Origin of the sequence: Burkholderia sp. Ax-1724, from assembly GCF_011752995.1 — a bacterium.
Taxonomy (GTDB): domain Bacteria; phylum Pseudomonadota; class Gammaproteobacteria; order Burkholderiales; family Burkholderiaceae; genus Paraburkholderia.
In genome coordinates this window covers 47,343-66,184 of the sequence record NZ_VWWL01000006.1, presented here as the reverse complement: position 1 = coordinate 66,184, position 18,842 = coordinate 47,343, and the positions used below count along the sequence as shown (strand labels likewise).

General features: G+C 62.6%; 16 protein-coding genes. 10 read left to right on the top strand and 6 right to left on the bottom strand.

The features are described from left to right. Positions 1 to 17 precede the first annotated feature (17 nt). From F3J19_RS09370 to F3J19_RS09330, 9 genes are all read left to right on the top strand, one after another. Positions 18 to 983 (top strand): SMP-30/gluconolactonase/LRE family protein, encoded by a 966-nt coding sequence (locus F3J19_RS09370; RefSeq protein ID WP_167040041.1) that lies wholly within the window; start codon positions 18 to 20, stop codon positions 981 to 983. Beyond that, positions 980 to 1,669, top strand: a complete 690-nt coding sequence (locus tag F3J19_RS09365) for a GntR family transcriptional regulator (protein ID WP_167040039.1) — start codon at positions 980 to 982, stop codon at positions 1,667 to 1,669. Before F3J19_RS09370 ends, F3J19_RS09365 begins: the two co-directional genes overlap by 4 nt. Before the next feature lie 129 nt (positions 1,670 to 1,798). Continuing rightward, on the top strand, positions 1,799 to 2,866 hold the full coding sequence (locus tag F3J19_RS09360) for a hypothetical protein (RefSeq protein ID WP_167040037.1): 1,068 nt from the start codon (positions 1,799 to 1,801) through the stop codon (positions 2,864 to 2,866). Beyond that, the gene (locus F3J19_RS09355) at positions 2,863 to 3,966 is read left to right on the top strand and encodes an isocitrate/isopropylmalate dehydrogenase family protein (protein ID WP_167040035.1); all 1,104 of its coding nucleotides are present in this window, start codon (positions 2,863 to 2,865) and stop codon (positions 3,964 to 3,966) included. Before F3J19_RS09360 ends, F3J19_RS09355 begins: the two co-directional genes overlap by 4 nt. A 13-nt stretch (positions 3,967 to 3,979) precedes the next feature. Further along, the gene (locus F3J19_RS09350; protein WP_167040033.1) at positions 3,980 to 5,065 is read left to right on the top strand and encodes a Gfo/Idh/MocA family oxidoreductase; all 1,086 of its coding nucleotides are present in this window, start codon (positions 3,980 to 3,982) and stop codon (positions 5,063 to 5,065) included. Between the two features lie 12 nt (positions 5,066 to 5,077). After that, positions 5,078 to 5,359 carry a putative quinol monooxygenase gene (locus tag F3J19_RS09345; RefSeq protein ID WP_167040031.1) on the top strand — a complete coding sequence of 94 codons (282 nt, stop codon included), beginning with the start codon at positions 5,078 to 5,080 and terminating at the stop codon, positions 5,357 to 5,359. A gap of 194 nt (positions 5,360 to 5,553) precedes the next feature. Beyond that, positions 5,554 to 6,741, top strand: coding sequence for a porin (locus tag F3J19_RS09340; RefSeq protein ID WP_167040029.1), 1,188 nt, complete (start codon positions 5,554 to 5,556; stop codon positions 6,739 to 6,741). Between the two features lie 91 nt (positions 6,742 to 6,832). After that, complete coding sequence (gene otnK, locus F3J19_RS09335) at positions 6,833 to 8,149, top strand: 3-oxo-tetronate kinase (RefSeq protein ID WP_167040027.1); 1,317 nt, start codon at positions 6,833 to 6,835, stop codon at positions 8,147 to 8,149. Between the two features lie 332 nt (positions 8,150 to 8,481). After that, a complete protein-coding gene (locus F3J19_RS09330; protein ID WP_167040025.1) occupies positions 8,482 to 10,029 on the top strand; it encodes an altronate dehydratase family protein in 1,548 nt (515 codons plus the stop codon). A 134-nt stretch (positions 10,030 to 10,163) separates the two neighbouring features. Here F3J19_RS09330 and F3J19_RS09325 read toward each other — a convergent pair whose 3' ends face one another. The 6 genes from F3J19_RS09325 to F3J19_RS09300 form a co-directional block, all read right to left on the bottom strand. After that, positions 10,164 to 11,117, bottom strand: coding sequence for a 2-hydroxyacid dehydrogenase (locus F3J19_RS09325; protein ID WP_240158855.1), 954 nt, complete (start codon positions 11,115 to 11,117; stop codon positions 10,164 to 10,166). Between the two features lie 3 nt (positions 11,118 to 11,120). Then, positions 11,121 to 12,428, bottom strand: a complete 1,308-nt coding sequence (locus tag F3J19_RS09320) for an MFS transporter (RefSeq protein WP_167040023.1) — start codon at positions 12,426 to 12,428, stop codon at positions 11,121 to 11,123. A 95-nt stretch (positions 12,429 to 12,523) separates the two neighbouring features. Next, positions 12,524 to 13,474 carry a dihydrodipicolinate synthase family protein gene (locus tag F3J19_RS09315; RefSeq protein ID WP_167040021.1) on the bottom strand — a complete coding sequence of 317 codons (951 nt, stop codon included), beginning with the start codon at positions 13,472 to 13,474 and terminating at the stop codon, positions 12,524 to 12,526. 231 nt (positions 13,475 to 13,705) lie between these two features. Further along, positions 13,706 to 15,463 (bottom strand): IlvD/Edd family dehydratase, encoded by a 1,758-nt coding sequence (locus F3J19_RS09310; RefSeq protein ID WP_167040019.1) that lies wholly within the window; start codon positions 15,461 to 15,463, stop codon positions 13,706 to 13,708. A 187-nt stretch (positions 15,464 to 15,650) separates the two neighbouring features. Further along, positions 15,651 to 16,526, bottom strand: coding sequence for a LysR substrate-binding domain-containing protein (locus F3J19_RS09305; protein WP_167040017.1), 876 nt, complete (start codon positions 16,524 to 16,526; stop codon positions 15,651 to 15,653). Between the two features lie 177 nt (positions 16,527 to 16,703). Next, on the bottom strand, positions 16,704 to 17,828 hold the full coding sequence (locus F3J19_RS09300) for a mandelate racemase/muconate lactonizing enzyme family protein (protein ID WP_167040015.1): 1,125 nt from the start codon (positions 17,826 to 17,828) through the stop codon (positions 16,704 to 16,706). Between the two features lie 111 nt (positions 17,829 to 17,939). Between F3J19_RS09300 and F3J19_RS09295 the strand changes: the two genes are divergently transcribed. After that, positions 17,940 to 18,830 (top strand): LysR family transcriptional regulator, encoded by an 891-nt coding sequence (locus F3J19_RS09295; RefSeq protein WP_167040451.1) that lies wholly within the window; start codon positions 17,940 to 17,942, stop codon positions 18,828 to 18,830. Positions 18,831 to 18,842: the final 12 nt, after the last annotated feature.

Sequence of the window (18,842 nt, the reverse complement as noted above, 5' to 3'; positions counted from 1 at the left end):
GGGTCATGGAGCAATCGATGAGTGGCGACGTTAGCGCAATCGCTTTTACGGGGCAGGACTTACAGCGCCCTGAGTGCGTTCTTGCGACCGAATCCGGTGCGCTGTTCGTGGCGGACTGGCGTGGCGGCGTCACCGAAATCCGTCCGTCGGGGCAGCAGGTCACCTATCTGGGTCACGCTGTAGACGGCGAGACATTAAAGCCGAACGGGATTGCGCTTCAGCGTGACGGCAGTTTCCTGATTGCCCATCTCGGGGCCGAGCGCGGCGGTCTGTTCAGATTGCAGCGCGACGGTAGCGTCAGTACGGTTCTTCGCACAGTCGACGGGCTTGATCTTCCGCCGACCAACTTCGTCGTCGCCGATCATCTCGGACGGCTTTGGGTCACGGTCAGTACCCGCAAGGTGCCGCGAGCGGCCGGCTATCGGCCCGATGTTGCCGATGGTTTCGTGGTGCTGATCGATGAGCGCGGAGCGCGTATCGTTGCGGACGGTTTGGGTTACACCAACGAGTGCGTGCTGGACGCGACCCATCATTATCTGTACGTCAACGAAACCTTCGGCCGAAAGCTCTCGAGATTCCGCGTTGCCGAAGATGGATCGCTTGGACAGAAGGAAGTATTCGCCGAATTTGGCGCGGGGACTTATCCCGACGGTTTGGCGCAGGACGTCGAGGGTAACTTCTGGATTACCAGTATCGTGAGCAATCGCGTGCTGCGGGTCGACCGGAACGGGCGCAGCGAAATCTACCTGGAAGATTGTGAGCCTTCGCATCTCGGCTGGGTGGAAGAAGCATTCGTCAACTCGCGTATGGATCGGCCCCACCTCGACAACGTCAGGAGCAAAGTACTTCGCAATATATCGAGCCTCGCATTCGGCGGGCACGATCTGCAGACAGGTTTTCTGGGTTGTCTGCTCGGGGACTCTCTCGCGACGATCCGCATGCCTGTCGCGGGCGTCCCTCCCGTTCATTGGAGTTTTGCATGAGTACTTCCCCAGTCGATCAGGATCAGGAAGCAGGCTCTCTTTCCGACAGTGCCTATAAGGCCATTCGTCGCCGGATTCTCGACAACGTCTGGACGCCGGGCTACAACGCGATGGAGCAGGAGATCGCGCAGGAACTCGGTATGAGCCGCACCCCCGTGCGAGAGGCGCTGATGCGTCTCCACAACGAAGGGCTCGTCGAGGTCGTCCCGCGTCGTGGCATGCGCGTTTTGCCGGTGTCGCCGGTCATGATGCGCGAGATCTATGAAATTCTGGGCTCTCTCGAAAGCACGGCGGTCGAGATGTTGACGCGGCGGCGGCCCACCGAGGAGGAGTTGAAGCCTCTCATCGATGCGACGTCGGATATGGCGAAGGCACTAGAGAAGAACGACCTCGATTCTTGGGCGCGTGCCGACGAAAAGTTTCACATGTATCTCGTGACCCTCGCCGGAAACAAGCTCCTCGCGGAAGCGGTTTTTCACTACTGGGATCGCTCGCATCGGGCGCGGCTTTTTTCGCTCAGGCTACGCCCGTTCCCGACCGCGTCGACGCACGAACATATGGCGTTGGTTGAGAAAATCCGCCACGGCGATGCGGAAGGGGCGGCGCGCGACAATCTGTTGCATCGCCGCCGGGCGAGCAAGGAATTGCTGGAAATTTTCGACCGCTACAAGTTCCAGCACATGTAACAGCCGAATAACGGCGGCTGTCGAACACAGAACACGGGATTAGCTCGACAGCCGCACCATTGTCATGACTGTGCCAGTCGGATCACGACGTAAGCGCATCGGTATCGTCAATACTATAAGGAGTACAAAATGGGAAAGACAGTGGTTTCCATTTCCGGAAATCAATTTCATATCAACGGCCGCCCGACATGGGAAGGCAGAAGCTGGAACGGCAACAGGATCGAAGGCTTGCTGTTCAACAGCCGCATGGCGAATGCGATTGCCGATGACGAGAACCCCACGACCCGTGGCGTGTGGGCTTACGCGGACGGACCGTGGGACCCGGATCGCAATACCGCTGAATTCTGTGCTGCGCTGGCCGACTACAAGACGCACGGTCTCGACGCCGTATGTATCAACCTGCAGGGCGGCAGTCCTCGTGGATACTCGCCGATTCAGCCCTGGATCATTTCGGCCTTCGAGTCCGACGGCTCGCTGAAAGAGCCCTGGATGAAGCGTCTCGAGAAAGTACTCCAGGCGACCGACGAGCTCGGCATGGTCGTCGTGCTGGGTCTTTTTTACGGCGCATCCACCCGTCTGTTCGCCGACGAAGCGGCTGTCGTGCGGGCTGTCGATAACACGGTCGACTGGCTCGCAAAACACACAGCCAATCACGTGCTGCTGGAAATCGGCAACGAGATCGACAACAAGGTGTTCCATCAGCCTGTTATCGAAGTCGCTCGCTGTCACGAACTGATCGAGCGGGCAAAGAGCCGTTCCGAAGGAAAATTCAACACACCGGCCAAACGGCTGCTCGTCAGCGCCAGCATCCTCAATCCCCATACGGTGGCGGACAACATCATCGGTGCGAGCGATTTCCTTCTGGTTCACGGCAATCACGTCACCGGTCTGGAAGGCTGGCAACAGTCGAATCCCGATGGAATTCGCCTTCAGCTTCTGCGTACAAAGGCTTCGCCCGCTTATCGCGGCCAGCCGATTTTCTATAACGAAGACGATCACTTCGATTTCGACAAGCCCGACAACCATCTCGTCGCGGCAGTCGAAGGTTACGCCGGCTGGGGGTTCTTCGACTACCGCGGCGCGCGTGAATCGATGGCGTGCGGCTTCCAGTCGTTGCCGGTCGACTGGCGTATCGGTTCCGAACGCAAGAAGGGCTTTTTCTCGAAGCTCAAGGAAATCACGGGAGGCAAGGCATGAGCAACAGTCGGCATATCGCCATTTTGCCGGGCGACGGAATCGGTGAAGAGGTCATGGCAGCCGCGTGCCATGTCCTTGGCGAAGTGGGCAAGAAAATCGGCGTCGCGTTCGAACTGGACAGCCAGCCGGCAGGAGCCCAGCACTACCTGGCGAGCGGTGTCGCGCTCCCCGACGAAACACTCGCCGTTTGCGATCGGGCCGACGCCATTCTTTTCGGTGCAATGGGTTTGCCCCACGTTCGCGGCAAGGATGGCACCGAAGTTATTCCTCAGCTCGATCTTCGATTTCATTTCGATCTTTATGCGGGCGTGCGGCCCGTCAAAACGTTCGGCGGGTTGCCGCTGCCCCTCGCTCATCCGAGGAGCCGCGAGATAGATCTGGTTCTCGTGCGTGAAAACACCGAAGGCCTTTTCTATGCTCGCGGCCGGGGAGACGTGAAGCGGGACGAGAACGGCCAGAAAGTCGAAGTGTTCGACACGATGCGGATTACCCGCCAGGGTACGGAGCGAATCTGCGAATTCGCCTTTGCGCTGGCTGAACAACGGGCCGCGCAGAACGGCCGCGCCTCGCGCGTGACCAACGTCGACAAAGCCAATGTATTCGAGTCCATGGCGTTCTTCCGCGAAGTCTTCGAGAGCGTTGCGGCGCGACATGCCGGGGTTGCCACTGATAGCGCCTACGTCGATGCGGTCGCGTTGAATCTGGTCCTGAAGCCCTGGACGTTCGATGTTCTGGTGACCGAGAACATGTTCGGCGACATTCTGTCCGACCTCATTGCGGGACTGGTCGGCGGAATGGGAATGGCGCCGTCGGCGGACATCGGCGACAAACACGGCCTGTTCCAGCCGGCTCACGGCACCGCACCCGACATCGCCGGGCAGGGGAAGGCGAACCCCACCGCCATGATTCTCTCCGCAGCCATGATGCTGCAGTGGCTCGCAGTCCGCCAGGGCGATCAACGTCTTGCCGATGGCGCGGCGCTTATCGAGGCCGCGGTAGAAAAGACTTTCTTGGGCGGAAAGATTCTGCCGTTTGAATTCGGTGGCTCGCACGGTACGAAAGCGATCACGGATGAAGTCGTTTCATTCCTCACCGCGTAACGCCAGGTCCGACATGTCAGTCTCCAAACCGTCCTGGCGCGTCGCCGTTATCGGCGCAGGCTATTTCAGCCAGTTTCATCTCGCTGGATGGACCGCACTCCCGAATGTTGAAGTCGTCGGCATTTGCGACATGGACACAGCAAAGGCCGAAGCGATGGCTGCGCGATATAACGTGGCGCAGACCTTCGGGAGCATTGATGAACTGCTGGACAAAGCGCGCCCCGATCTCGTCGACATCGTGACGGCGCCCACGAGTCACGCGGCGATACTCGATGCGACGCTGGAGCGCCGACTGGCGACGATCTGCCAGAAGCCGTTCTGCACCGACTTCTGGCAGGCGGAGCACATGGCCGAGCGGGCTCAGGGCGCCGGTGTACCTGTCGTCGTGCACGAGAATTTCCGGTTCATGCCGTGGTTCCGCGAAGTAAAGCGTCTTCTGGATCAAGGCATGTTGGGCCAGCCCTACAGCGTGAATTTCCGCCTGCGTCCCGGGGACGGGCAAGGATCGATAGCCTACATGGCGCGGCAACCGTACTTTCAGCAGATGCCCCGGTTCATGGTCAAGGAAACGGCCGTGCATTTCATCGATACGTTCCGCTTCCTGTTCGGTGAAGTCTCCGGTGTGTACGCCAGATTGAGGCGTCTGAATCCGGTTATCAAGGGGGAAGATGCCGCGATCATCTGTCTGGAGTTTCCGGACAACACGATCGGACAGTTCGACGGCAACCGTCTGGTGGATCATGTCTGCGAAAACCCTCGGCGAACCTTGGGGGAAATGTGGCTGGAGGGTTCCGCGGGAGTGCTTCGGTTGGACGGCTACGCGAGGTTATGGTTCAAGCCGCATGGTCAGACCGAGGTCGAGCACGTCTATGATCGAGGCTCGGAGGTCGAATTTGGTGGAGGGGCATGCGGCCGTCTGCAGGCACATGTCATCGATGCACTCGAGAAGGGGCATCGACCTGAAAATACCGCATCGGACTACCTTGCCAATCTTCTGGTTCAGGAGGCGGTGTACCACTCGCATCTAAACGGCTGTCGCGTCGACATGGCGACGTTCCGGCCGAGCCGGGATTTGGCGTCCACCTCTCTTTTCGGGTAATGAGCGATGTATGTGATTACAGTTTCATTGAGTGTGAAAGAGATGCATCACGCGGAGTTTTTGCGCGAAATGCTGCTCAACGCTCGGCAATCGCGTGATCTCGAACCGGGTTGCCACCGATTCGATGTGGCTGTTTCGGTCGACGACACATGCTCGGTTTTCCTTTACGAGCTCTATGAAAGCGAAGCCGATTTCGAAGCGCATCTTCGCATGGAACACTATCGCCGGTTCGACGAAGCAACGAGGGACTGGATTACCTCGAAGGTCGTCAACAGGTTCCATCTTTGCGATTGATGGCCGGTCCGGCCTGATTTCGCCGTAGAAGTTCCACGCAACTGATATTGACCTGGGTTCTGCGCCTGCCAGGCAATCGCATGTCTATTGAATAGGATTGCTACTCGTAATAAGTATTTTGGAGTCTTGATTTTTAATGAATCAGGATATTTTTCTGTCTGTGAACCAGCTGAAATAGCGGAAACGCAAAGCAAATGAAAAAAAGACAATATTGGAGACTTCTTCCTCTCGTCATCGCAATCTCGTCGGGCGGTGCTTTCGCGCAAAGCAGCGTCACGCTCTACGGCATTGCGGACGCGGGGCTGACCTATGTTTCGAACTCGAAAGGATCAACGCTGTATTCGCTGACGAGCGGGAACTATGGTGCAGGACGATGGGGGTTCCGTGGCGTCGAGGATCTCGGTGGCGGACTGAAGACCCTGTTCACACTCGAATCGGGGTATAGCCTCGTGAACGGCACCATGGGGCAGAACGGGACATTGTTCGGTCGGCAGGCATTCGTGGGTATCGACTCGAATTACGGAACTGTTCTGTTCGGACGTCAGTATTCCAGTGCGTCGATTGCTGTTGGGCCGATCGAGTCGGGGCAGGACTGGGCGGCACCTGGGGCGCAATACGGCGCCCATCCGGGCGACGTCGACAATCTCGACAACAATAGCCGCATCAACAACGCCATCAAGTTTCTGAGCAGGAACTACAACGGCTTCAGCTTCGGCGGTGTCTATAGTCCCGGCGGCGTGGCGGGCGATTTCTCCCGCAACCAGATCTGGGACCTGAGCGCGTCGTATACGAACGCGTCGTTGCGAGTGGCGGTCGGTTATCTGTATGTCAACGATCCGAACTATTCGCTATGGGGAAACAAGGCGAACGACAGTAAAACCGGAAACAATATATCGAGCCCGATTTTTAGCGGCTATGCATCCGCCGCGTCCCAGCGGATATTGTCCGCGGGGGCCAGTTATACGATCGGTTCCGCGACGCTTGGCGCCGTGTATAGCAATACCCAGTTTCGCGATCTCGGCAGCGTGAGTGTGGCCGGTTTGAACACCGCCGCAAGCGGCTACCACGGCAATGCCATATTCAATATCGGCGAAGTGAACTTCAAGTACCAGGTGACACCGGCTCTGCTGCTCGGCGTCTCCTATGCCTATACGCATAACAGCGGCGCGAGCGGTTTGGGCAGTGCGCGTTATCAGCAGGAAAACGTCGGTGCCGTGTACAGCCTTTCGAAGCGTACGTCGCTCTACGCGATACTCGTTCACCAGAACGCGAGCGGAACGGATTCCACGGGCGGTCGTGCGGTAGCCGCTATCCAGGGGACGACCCAGTCGTCCACGGGTTCGCAGACGCTTGTCACGATGGGGCTTACGCAGCGCTTCTGAAAGGCGCGGACAGGCACGAATCGGCGCCGCTGAGCCAGCGCCGGCTTTGCGAGAACGGCAACCTATTCCCTTTATTCAATAGAGATCAACGATGGCAACTGAAAGTCGACCGGGACCGCTGCTTGGCTGTATTGCCGATGATTTCACCGGCGCGACGGACCTTGCGAACATGCTCGTGCGCGGCGGCATGCGCACGGTGCAGACGATCGGTGTGCCTGCCGCCGGCATGCACATTGAAGCAGACGCGCTGGTCGTGGCGCTCAAGTCACGCGCGGTATCCGCCGGCGATGCGCTCGCGCAGTCGCTCGCTGCGCTCGAATGGCTGCGGGCGCAAGGGTGTGGCCAGTTCTTCTTCAAGTATTGCTCCACGTTCGATTCGACGGATACGGGCAACATCGGTCCCGTAGCCGAAGCGCTGCTCGATGCGCTGTCTGTGCATGGAGAAGCGCCGTTTGCCATTGCATGTCCCGCGTTTCCGGAGAATGGCCGCACGATTTATCGCGGACATCTGTTCGTTGGCGACGTGCTGCTGAACGAGTCCGGCATGGAGAACCATCCGCTCACGCCCATGACCGACGCGAATCTCGTACGCGTGTTGCAGGCGCAGGCGAAGCACAAGGTCGGGCTCGTGCGTTACGACGCGGTGGCGAAAGGTGCCGACGCGGTGCGCGCGGCAATCGCGGCGCTCAAACGCGACGGCGTACGCATGGCGATTGCCGATGCGGTATCGGACGCCGATCTCCATACGCTCGGCGAAGCCTGCGCGGACCTGCCGCTGATTACGGGCGGCTCGGGTGTTGCTCTCGGCCTGCCCGCGAATTTCCGCCGCGCGGGTTTGCTCGAAGCCGCAGGGGACGCAGCCGCATTGCCGCTTATCGAGGGCGCTGCCGTTGTTCTGGCGGGCAGCGCATCGAAGGCGACGAACGCACAGGTTGCCGCGTGGCGCGAGTCACGGCCCGCATTCCGTATTGATCCGATGGCCGTCGCGCGCGGGGAGTCCGTCGTCGATAAGGCGCTGGCGTTTGCACGCGAGCATATACTCGCGGCCCAGCCTCAGCCGGTGTTGATCTACGCAACGGCTTCTCCCGACGAAGTGAAGGCAACACAAGGCGCGTTGGGCGTGATGGAAGCGGGGCATCTGGTCGAACGTACGCTCGCTGCGATTGCCCGCGGGTTGCATGACGTCGGCGTGCGCCGGTTCGTCGTTGCGGGCGGCGAGACGTCTGGTGCCGTGGTGCAGGCGCTCGGCGTGCAGATGCTGCGTATCGGCAGGCAGATCGATCCGGGCGTGCCCGCGACCGCGACGGTCGGTGCCGATCCGCTTGCCCTCGCACTCAAGTCGGGGAATTTCGGCAGCGTCGACTTTTTTGCGAAGGCGTTGCGTTATCTGGCTGGAGACGCTTCATGAATGCGGCAATGGTATTGGCCGCATTGGCGTGACCAGCAACCTTCTTCTGCCAATACCACGGGTATCATCACCCGTCAGCCTGACGAAAGAGCTTTTTCCGATGTCCCGAGAGGAGAGAGTTTCTTGATGGCACGCCCACGCCGCTTCGACAACACCACCCTGTCCAACCCCACGGACAAAGCGCCACAGGTAACGGCAACTCATCGATAAAAATTTTATGCTTTGAAGAAGGCAAAGCGTACTTTCTTTAATCGCCCATTGCGACGAACATGGGCGACGAACATCAATCCTCTCGTCGCCCGCGCGTCGCTTCCTTCCCGATTGCCCCGACCATGATCTCCACTTCGAACAAGACCGTCGCCGGTCCCGTGATCCGGCTCCATCCGGACGACAACGTCGTCATCGCGCGAGTCGACATCGCAATCGGCACGCCGCTGCCGATCGACGGCATTGCCTGTCGCAGTCAGGTGCCGGCCGGCCACAAGATCGCCGCGCGCGCGATTCGCGAAGGCGAGCCGATCCGTAAGTACAACGTGGTAATCGGCTTCGCCGCGGGCGACATTGCGGCAGGCACAATGGTGCACAGCCACAACCTGACGTTCCGCGAATTCGACCGCGACTACGCATTCGGCGCCGATTACCGGCCTGTCGAGCTGCTGCCCGAGTCCGAGCGAGCGACCTTCGAGGGCATCGTGCGCGAGAACGGCGAGGTCGGCACGCGCAACTACGTCGGCATTCTCGCGACCGTCAACTGCTCGGCGACGGTTGCGCATCGCATCGCCGCGCATTTCACGCCCGAGCGGCTTGCCGCCTGGCCGAACGTCGACGGCGTGGTCGCATTCACGCATGGCATCGGCTGCGGGATGGAGATGAGCGGCGAACCGATGGCGCTGCTGCGCCGGACCATGGCGGGCTACGCGCGCCACGCGAATCTCGCGGCAGCGGTAATCGTCGGGCTCGGCTGCGAGCGTAACCAGTTGGGCGGCCTGCTCGAACAGGAAGGGCTGCAGCCCGGCTCACGGCTGCATACCTTCGTGATGCAGGAAAGCGGCGGCACGCGGCGCACGATCGAGGCCGGCATCGCCGTCGTCGAAGCGCTCCTGCCTGCGGCCAACGACGTGGTGCGCAAGACCGTGCCGGCGAGCCATCTGCGAATCGGCTTGCAATGCGGCGGCTCCGACGGTTTTTCGTCGATCACGGCGAACCCGGCACTCGGCGCCGCCGTCGATCTGCTGGTCCGTCACGGCGGCACCGCGATTCTTTCCGAAACGCCGGAAATCTACGGCGTCGAACACACGCTGACGCGGCGTGCCGTGAGCCGCGAGGTCGGAGAGAAACTGATCGAGCGCGTTCGCTGGTGGAAGGACGAATATTCGGTCGGGCGCGACGTGCAGATCAACGGCAAGGTCAGCCCCGGCAATCAGGTCGGCGGACTCGCGAACATCTTCGAGAAGTCGATCGGTTCGTCGATGAAGGGTGGCACGGGGCCGCTGATGGACGTTTATCGTTACGCGGAGCCTGTCACGGCGCGCGGTCTCGTGTTTATGGATACGCCCGGCTTCGATCCGGTGTCCGCGACGGGGCAGATCGCCGGCGGCGCGAACCTGATCGCGTTCACGACCGGGCGCGGCTCGATGTTCGGCGCGAAGCCTGTGCCGTCGCTCAAGCTCGCGACCAACACGCCGATGTATCGCCGCTTGACGGAAGACATGGACCTCAATTGCGGCGGCATTCTGGACGGCACCGCGACGATCGAAAGCACTGCGCGCGAGATCTTCGAGGCGCTGCTCGCGACCGCGTCAGGCCAGCGTACCCGCAGCGAAGAACTCGGGCTTGGCGACCACGAGTTCGTGCCCTGGCAGATCGGCATCATGAGCTGACGGAAGCGATGGCGTGGTTGCGGCGGAGTGGGTGAAACCAGCAGCATGGCGAAGGAAGGCGCAACATAGGCCGACGGTTTGGATCATGCGCGCCGCGAGCCGGGTCAGCGTGGCGAATGACGCGCGGCGTGCCGTCAGACCGGCGTCAGCGCCTTGCCCGTCGAGAAGAACGACGCCAGATTGTCGATCGTGAGTTGAGCCATCGCAATGCGCGTTTCGTGTGTCGCACTTCCCATATGCGGACTCAATACCACGTTCTCGAATCGGAGTAGGGCCGATTCAGGCGCGGGCTCGTGCTCGAAAACATCGAGCGCCGCGCCCGCGAGGGTGCCGTTTTCAAGCGCGAGCACGAGCGCCTGCTCGTCGACGACCGACCCGCGCGCGATATTCACGAGCATGCCTGCCGAACCGAGTGCATCGAGCACGGCTGCGTCGATCAGATGACGCGTGGCATCGCCGCCTGGGCAGCTCACGATCAGAAGGTCCGACCAGCGAGCGAGTTCCACCGGCTGCGCGAACCATTGAAACGGCAGAGCCTGTTGCGTGCGGCCGAAGTAGGCCAGTTCGACATCGAAGCTGGCGAGCCGCCGCGCGATTTCCCGGCCGATGCGGCCCATGCCCACGATGCCTACCCGCTTGCCGGCGAGGCTCGATCCCAGCGGAAAGGCGCCTTGTCGCCAGGCACCCGAGCGCACGAAGCGATCGGCGTGCGGCAGTTTCCTCAGCAAGGCGAGCATGAGGCCGATCGTCAGCTCGGCAACCGCGGCGTTGAGCAGGTCGGGCGTGTTGGTGACCGCAATGCCGCGCTCGCGCGCGAACGCGAGCGGAATCCGGTCGAAGCCCACGCCGTTTGTCGCGATGATCCGAAGCGATGGCAGGCGTGCGAGGAGTGCCGTGTCGATGTCGTAGTTCGAGCGCGTGACGATCGCGCCGATCCGTTGCCGCAACGCATCGTCGGCGGCGATATCGGCGAGCGTGAACAGGTCGAGGCGTTCTTTCAGCAACGCATAGGCTACCGAAGGAAATTCGCCGATTTGCAGTACGGGCGGCAGGGTGTGGTTCGGGTCGTGCATCGGGTTTTTTATCATGGGTTACTTGTTGACGAGTCGTGCCGGGACGAAGACGAGAATCAGCAGCGCCGAGAGCGCGAGCGAAGCCGCCACGACGAACAGTCCCGAAGAAAGCGAATGCGTGAGCGTCTTCAGCCAGCCGATCACGGCCGGGCTGATAAAGCCTGCGAGATTGCCGGTACAGTTGATGAGCGCGATACCGGCGGCTGCGCCGGTGCCGCCGAGAAACGCGGTCGGCAGCGCCCAGAACATCGGCAAGGCGGTAATGACGCCCGCGGTCGCGAGCGTGAGCCCCAGCACGGAGATGACCGGCGACGCACCGGACAGCGCGCACAGCACGAAGCCGGCTCCGGCAACCAGCGCGGGCATCGCGACGTGCCAGCGGCGCTCGCGCGTATGGTCGGCGTGCCTGCCGGCCGCGATCATCGCGACGAGCGCGACGGAATACGGAATCATCGTGAGCAGGCCGATGACGAACGTGTCCTCGATGCCGGTCGAGCGCAGAATGCTCGGTTGCCAGAAACCGATCGCATACGAGCCCATCACGATGCCGAACAGAATCAGGCACATCAGATAGACGCGTGCGGATTTGAACACGGCGCGCACCGAGCCGTGCGTGTGCGTCGTGGCGTCGGCGGCGATCTCGTCGAGAATGACCTGCTTCTCGGGCGCGGAGAGCCAGGTGGCGTCGGCGATGCGGTCGTCGAGATGGCGCAGAACCACGAAGCCGAGCAGCAGCGACGGCAGCGCTTCGATGATGAAGAGCCATTGCCAGCCCGCGAAGCCCCCCACGCCCTGCAACGAATGCATGATCCAGCCCGACGCGGGTCCGCCGACGAGTCCCGAGACGGGATTGCCCGCCATCAGCAACGCGACCATCCGGCCGCGCCGGTGCGAGGGGAACCAGTAAGTCAGATACAGCACCATGCCGGGAAAAAAGCCCGCTTCCGCGATGCCGAGCAGAAAGCGCACCGCGTAGAACTCCAGCGGCGTCGTGACCCATGCGGTCGCCATCGAGAGGATGGCCCACGTAATCATGATGCGCGCGATCCAGCGCCGCGCGCCGATGCGATGCAGCAGCAGATTGCTTGGCACCTCGAAGAAAAAGTAGCCGACAAAGAAGAGGCCCGCGCCGAGGCCGTAGATCGCTTCGCTCAGATGCAGCGCGTTGAGCATTTGCAGCTTCGCAAAGCCGACGTTGACGCGATCCAGATACGCGACCACGTAGCCGACGAACAGCAAGGGCATGAAGCGCAGCGCGACACGACGGAAGATCGAATCGGCGTCGTCCGTGCCTATCGAAGCGGGCAATGAGGTGCTGTAGTCCAAGGTTGTCTCCTGATGATGCGGGGCGTGCTGTCGGTTTTGTGTGCTCGCGCGCCCGCCTGTTTGCAGTGTCGGTGCACGCAGTGCGTTCGGCCGGCTCAGTGCAATGCGCCGGCGTGCAACGCAAGTTGCTCCGCGTGCGGCAGGCGAAAGCCGAGGGCCGTCAAGGCGCTTTCGAGTCGTGCGCGCTGCGTGGCATCGAGTTCGACCAGCGGCGCGCGCAGCGCCGCCCAGCCTGCGTCGCCCGATTGCCACGCGATGGCCGCCTTCATCGCGGCAATCATCGGGAAGCGCTGGAACACGGCGCGGGTTTCGTCGAGGCGGCGCTGTTGCGCGGGGGCGTCGACCGCGCGCCAGTCGCGAGCCAGTTGCGCGATGGCGGCCGCATTCACGTTGCCGGTCGCGGTAATGCAGCCGGCGCCGCCTGCTTCGAGCGTGCGCAGCAGGAACGTCTCGCTGCCCGCGAATACTTCGAAGCCGGCGGCCGCGAATTCGGCGATCAGCGCCGACGTGTTGCTCCAGTCGCCCGAACTGTCCTTGATGCCGGCGATCGTCCCCGGATACGCTTTCAGCAGCCGCTCGACGAGCGAAAGACTGAGGCCGACCTGCGCAACCGGTGGGATGTGATAGAGGTAGACCTTCAGACGCGTATCGCCGACGGCATCGATAACACGCGAGTACGCACGGAACAGACCCTCGTCGCTGACGTTCTTGTAGTAGAACGGCGGCAGCATCAGCACGCCCGCGCAGCCGCTCGCCACGGCATGCCGCGTGAATTCGATCGTATCGGGCAGCGCGCAGGCGCCGGTCCCCGGCATCATGCGCGTGGCGGGCAAGCCTGCTGCGAGCAGCGCGTCGAGCAGGCCGCGTTTTTCTCCGACCGATAGCGAGTTGGCTTCGGAGTTGGTGCCGAACACCGCGAGGTCCACGTCATGGCTCAGCAGTGCGCGGCAATGGCGTATGAAGCGTTCCGCGCTTGGCGCGCCGCTTTCGTCGAACGGTGTGACGACCGGTGAAAGCACGTGTTGAAAGTGGCTGGACGAGGTCATGAAAAGCGTCTCCGTGAGTGGCGATGAGATCGGACCAGTATCGCCGTGGGTCGATGCTCGAAGTACACGGGTGCGCTTGTTTCAAACAAAAGAAATTTTGATGTTTCGCGGACGCTTCGGACCGCGGCCGGAATAGGGCGGGGTGCTTGATCCGGAATGCATGGCATGCCGAAGCATCAACGAAAAAAAGGCCGCGCAAGGCGGCCTGCGAATGGGAACGACCCGTGTGCCCTAGCTTCGCGGCGTCACGCCACGCGTTTCGGTCGCGCGCAGAAAATCGAAATCGACGCCCTTGTCGGCCTGCGTCACCGTGTCGAAGAAGAGCTTGCGGTAGCCGCGCTCCGCGGTCGGTATCGACACGGGATGATTCGCGGCGCGCGCCGCCAGTTCCTCGTCGCTGATAAGCAGGCTGATCTCGCGCCGCGACACGCTGAGGCGGATGCGATCGCCGGTGCGGACATGAGCCAGCGGGCCGCCCACGGCGGACTCGGGCGTCACGTGCAGCACGATGGTGCCGAACGCCGTGCCGCTCATACGGCCGTCGGAAATCCGCACCATGTCCTTCACGCCCGCGGTCGCGAGCTTGCGAGGAATCGGAATATAGCCTGCTTCCGGCATGCCCGGCGCGCCCTTCGGGCCGATGTTCTTGAGCACGAGAATGTCGTCGGCGCATACGTCGAGATCGTCGGAATCGATGCGCGCGGCGAGGTCGGCGCCATTCTCGAACACGACCGCGCGGCCTTCGTGTTCCATGAGGCCGGCATCGGCGGCCGACTGCTTGATGATCGCGCCGCCCGGCGCGAGATTGCCTTCCAGCACCGCGATGCCGCCTTGCGGATAGATCGGCCGGTCGAACGGACGCACGACGTCCTGCTCGAAGGCCGGCCCCGCGGCGTCGATTTCCTCGCCGAGCGTGCGGCCCGTGACCGTCAGCGCGTTCAGGTTCAGCAGCGGCCTGAGTTCGCGCAACAGCGTCGCCATGCCGCCGGCCTTGTGGAAGTCTTCCATGTAATGCGAGCCGGACGGTTTCAGGTCGACCAGAACCGGCGTCTCGCGGCCCATCCGGTCGAGCGCTTTCAGATCGACGTCGTAGCCCATGCGTCCGGCGATCGCCGTCAGATGGACGATGCCGTTGGTCGAGCCGCCGATTGCGAGCAGCACGCGCAGCGCGTTCTCGAATGCGTCGGCGGTGAGAATCTTCTCGATCGAAAGGCCATCGCGTACCATCTGTACGGCCTGCGTGCCCGTCATCTCCGCGATGCGCATCCGGTCCGACGTCACCGCGGGCGGCGCTGCGCCGCCCGGCACCGTCATGCCGAGCGCTTCCGCCACGCAGGCCATCGTGCTCGCGGTGCCCATCACGGAGCAGGTGCCGACGCTCGCGACGAGCTGATTGTTGACCGCGGCGATTTCCGCCTCGTCGATCTCTTCCGCGCGAAAGCGGCCCCAGTAGCGGCGGCAGTCGGTGCAGGCGCCGACGCGCTCGCCGCGATGCGCACCCGTCAGCATCGCGCCGGTGACGAGCTGAATTGCCGGAATGCCCGCCGATGCCGCGCCCATCAGCTGCGCGGGCACGGTCTTGTCGCAGCCGCCGATCAGCACGACGGCGTCCATCGGTTGCGCGCGGATCATCTCCTCGGTGTCCATCGACATCAGATTGCGCAAGTACATGCTGGTCGGCTGCGAGAACGACTCGGCGATGGAGATGGTCGGGAAGTCCATCGGCAGTCCGCCCGCGAGCATCACGCCGCGCCTGACGGCCTCGATCAGTTGCGGCGCGTTGCCGTGACACGGGTTGTAGGCGCTGCCCGTATTGACGATGCCGATCACGGGCCGGTCGAGCGCGCTGTCGGTATAGCCCGCGCCCTTGATGAACGCCTTGCGCAGAAACAGCGAAAAGCCGTTGTCGCCGTAGCTCGTGAGCGATTTGCGCAGGCCGCCGGGTTGCGCGGGCGCGTCGTCGGGCTGCTTCTTGAATGTGTCGGTCATGATTGCGCTACCGTCTCGTGAAAGGATGAGGGGATACCGGTGATTATCGCCAGTGCCGGGCAGGGCGAGGTCGAACTGACGCTTGCTTCAAACGATAAAGATTCTGAGGTCCCGACGTTGCTGACCATGATCGGCCCATAATGATTTGCCTGCAACGCGTTGTCGACCCACCGTGACCGGCTCGCGATCAACTGCCGCTCACCGATTCCGCCGCGGCGAGAAACGCCTGAACGAGGCGCAGCCGCGCCGACGAGCGCCCCCATAGCAGCCCCACGAGACGTCTCGGCGAGGCATGGGGCAACGCCCATTTCTTCAGCGACAGCCCGGCGAGTTCGCGCGATGACCAGTCCGGCACGAGCGATACGCCGAGCCCCCGGTCGACGAGCGTGGCGATCGCGCCTAGCCCGTCGAGTTCGCACCGCTGCGACGGCCTGATGCCGTGCTGGCGCAGATAGGTGTCGGCGAGTTGTCCGCCGACCACATTGCGGTCGTAGCGCAGGAACGGTTCGGTTTGCAGGGTCGTGTGCACATCGGCGACGTGCATCGAAGCGGGCGTGAGCAGGATCAGCGGCTCGCTTCTGAACGTGTGCCAGTCGCAGCTTTTCGGCAGATTGAAAAGCGGTTGCGCGATCACGGCGGCATCGAGATCGCCGCTCGTGACCTTGCGATAGAGATCGAGCGAGGTGCCCGGCTCCAGATAGAAGTCCAGGCGCGCATAACGGTTCAGCAGCAGCGCGAGCGCATCGGGGATGAGACTCGCCATCATCGTCGCCATGCCGCCCAGACGCAGTTGGCCGCCGGGTTCGTCGGCGTCCTCGATGTCCGAGCGCAGATCGCGGATGTCGTGCAGCACCGAGCGCGCCCGCGCCAGAATGCGCTCGCCGGCTTCCGTCGCGCCGACGGTGCGGCCCGAGCGGCGCACGAGCGTCGCGCCCAGTTCGGTTTCGAGCATCTTCACCCGCTGGGCGACCGCGGCCGGTGTCAGATCGAGCCGGCGCGCGGCCTCTGCAATCGAGCCGAGTTCCACGACGAACACGAAGCTTTGCAGGTAGCGGGAATCCATCGATAGAAGTATCCGGGTTCGAAGAGGCTAAAGAATACTTCCTCGGCGGTGCGGATGTCTTCAGGACTTCAAGCGTGACTTCGCGCCGTCACGACATCGGCAGTTGCGCCAGGCGTGTCGCCGGCACGTGCCCGGAATCGCGTTGCCTCGCGGCGTCACGATTTCGGGCACACGGCTTCAGGACACGGTGCTCCACCGGCCGTACTTCGCCACTTCCTTTTCATCGAAGCCGAAGCCGAGCCCCGGGGTCTGGTGCAGCACCACGCGGCCTTCCTTATGTTCGAGCTGCCGATCGATAAGCCGGCGGAAATTCAGTACCTGGTCGTCCCAGAAGAACTCGACGTAGCGCGCGTTGGGCGTGGCGGCGACGAGCGGGGCATGCACGTCGTGGAACCAGTGCGGGCACACCTGCACGCCATAACCGGCCGACATCGCGGCAATCCGCTTCCACTCGGTGATGCCCCCGCAGACCGCTGCATCGGTTTGCAGGATCGCCGCGCCGCCCATATCGAGTAGCTGCTTGTGATACCAGCGGCCGTAGCCGATCTCGGCGGTGGCGACCGGGATGCGCGTGAGCTTCGCGAGGCGCGCGTGGCTCTCGATGTCGTCGGGGCTGAACGGCTCTTCGATGAAGTAGGGCTGGTACTGCTCGATGCGGCTCAAATACTGCATGGCCTGCACCGTATCGATCCAGCCGTTGTTGCAGTCGAGCATCAGTTCCACATCGGGGCCGATCGCCTCGCGCGCGGCCTTCACGCGGGACTCCTCGCCGCTCGGCGACCAGCGGCCCGTTTTCATCTTGACGGCCTTGAAGCCTCGCGCCACGTAGCCGGCCATTTCCTCGCCGACCATTTCCGCCGTCTTGCCCTCGACGTAGTAGCCGCCGCTCGCATAAGCCGCCACGGTTTCCGTTTCCACGGCGCCGAGGTATTTGTGCAGCGGCAGGCCGGCGCTTTTCGCGTTGATGTCCCACAGCGCGATGTCGATGGCGCTCAGCGCGCGCATCACGGTGCCCATGCGTCCCTGAAGCAGGGACTCCTGATACATGTCTTTCCACAGACCCTCGACGGCCAGCGAGTCGCGGCCGATCACGACGGGCGCGAGCAACTGCTCCACGGCCACCCGGAAGATTTCGCCGGCGGCGCTGCCCACGTAGCAGAAGCCGACCCCTTCGATGCCGTCCACGGTGCGGACCTTGACGAGGCCGTAGTGCCGGTCGGTCACCGTGCGATTGGAAAACGACGTCACCTTGTCGAGCGGGACACGGGCTGCGCAGACTTCGATGGATTGGATGATGGGCACGGCATGTCTCCTTCAGATACGGATTGATCGGGCAATGGAGATACTGTGCGCTCAATCGGACATCTGAAAAAGTGGATTCCAGCCTCTTCAGAAGCTGTAAAATACGTTTTTATGGATACCCGCTTTCTTCAGAGTTTCGTCGCGGTCGTCGAATCCGGTTCTATCGCCGAAGCGGCGCGCCGTCTCGACGTCGCCACGACCACGGTGGCCCAGCAGATCCACGCGCTGGAAGACGATATCGGTGCGAAGTTGCTGACGCGCGCGGGGCGGACGGTCAAACCCACGGTGGTCGGCGCCCGCATTCTCGAGCGCTCGCGCGATCTGCTGCGGGACGTGCGCGACCTGCGCTCCGCCGCCTCCGATACGGGCCTGCCGGCGGGGCCGCTGCGCCTCGGCGCGACACCTTCGGCGCTGATGGGATTGTTGCCGCCGTTTCTGCGGCGCTGGATGCAGGCGCATCCACAGATCCCGATCTATATCGAGCCCGGCACCTCGGCCGTGCTGCTGGACCGGGTTATGTCGGGGGAGCTCGACGCGGCGATCGTCGTGCACCCCGCATTCGAGTTGCCGAAGACTTGCGCATGGCGGCTGTTGCGCGAAGAGCCGCTGATACTCCTGACCCAGGCGCGTTTGCAGGTGAAGGATGCGCTGGCGACCGCGGCTCACGAGCCGTTCATCCGTTATGACCGCAGAGTCGTGGCCGGAAAAATGGCCGATGAATATCTACGCAAACACGGCGTGCGTCCCAAGGTGCAGTTCGAACTCGACGGTATCGAGCACATTGCCCGGCTGGTGGCAGAGGGCTTTGGCGTTTCCGTGCTGCCGGACTGGCCCATTATCGGCCCGGCCGACCCGCAACTGCGGCGTTGGAAGTTGCCGGAACCGTCTCCCGTACGTCGCGTGGGAATGGTATGGCTGCGCACGTCGGTGCGCTCGCCGCTCGTGGAAGCGTTCGTTCAGATTGCCTGCAGCGAGCCGCCAAAGGCACGGAAACAGAAATGAGCGCAGGGCGCC

What these genes read in the sequence shown, in the direction of transcription:
- F3J19_RS09360 (WP_167040037.1), top strand. Translation starts at nt 1,799, where the DNA reads ATGGGAAAGACAGTGGTTTCCATTTCCGGAAATCAATTTCATATCAAC.
- F3J19_RS09330 (WP_167040025.1), top strand. Translation starts at nt 8,482, where the DNA reads ATGATCTCCACTTCGAACAAGACCGTCGCCGGTCCCGTGATCCGGCTC.
- F3J19_RS09365 (WP_167040039.1), top strand. Translation starts at nt 980, where the DNA reads ATGAGTACTTCCCCAGTCGATCAGGATCAGGAAGCAGGCTCTCTTTCC.
- F3J19_RS09355 (WP_167040035.1), top strand. Translation starts at nt 2,863, where the DNA reads ATGAGCAACAGTCGGCATATCGCCATTTTGCCGGGCGACGGAATCGGT.
- F3J19_RS09325 (WP_240158855.1), bottom strand. Translation starts at nt 11,117, where the DNA reads ATGATAAAAAACCCGATGCACGACCCGAACCACACCCTGCCGCCCGTA.
- F3J19_RS09310 (WP_167040019.1), bottom strand. Translation starts at nt 15,463, where the DNA reads ATGACCGACACATTCAAGAAGCAGCCCGACGACGCGCCCGCGCAACCC.
- F3J19_RS09340 (WP_167040029.1), top strand. Translation starts at nt 5,554, where the DNA reads ATGAAAAAAAGACAATATTGGAGACTTCTTCCTCTCGTCATCGCAATC.
- F3J19_RS09370 (WP_167040041.1), top strand. Translation starts at nt 18, where the DNA reads ATGAGTGGCGACGTTAGCGCAATCGCTTTTACGGGGCAGGACTTACAG.
- F3J19_RS09305 (WP_167040017.1), bottom strand. Translation starts at nt 16,526, where the DNA reads ATGGATTCCCGCTACCTGCAAAGCTTCGTGTTCGTCGTGGAACTCGGC.
- F3J19_RS09315 (WP_167040021.1), bottom strand. Translation starts at nt 13,474, where the DNA reads ATGACCTCGTCCAGCCACTTTCAACACGTGCTTTCACCGGTCGTCACA.
- F3J19_RS09295 (WP_167040451.1), top strand. Translation starts at nt 17,940, where the DNA reads ATGGATACCCGCTTTCTTCAGAGTTTCGTCGCGGTCGTCGAATCCGGT.
- F3J19_RS09350 (WP_167040033.1), top strand. Translation starts at nt 3,980, where the DNA reads ATGTCAGTCTCCAAACCGTCCTGGCGCGTCGCCGTTATCGGCGCAGGC.
- otnK (WP_167040027.1), top strand. Translation starts at nt 6,833, where the DNA reads ATGGCAACTGAAAGTCGACCGGGACCGCTGCTTGGCTGTATTGCCGAT.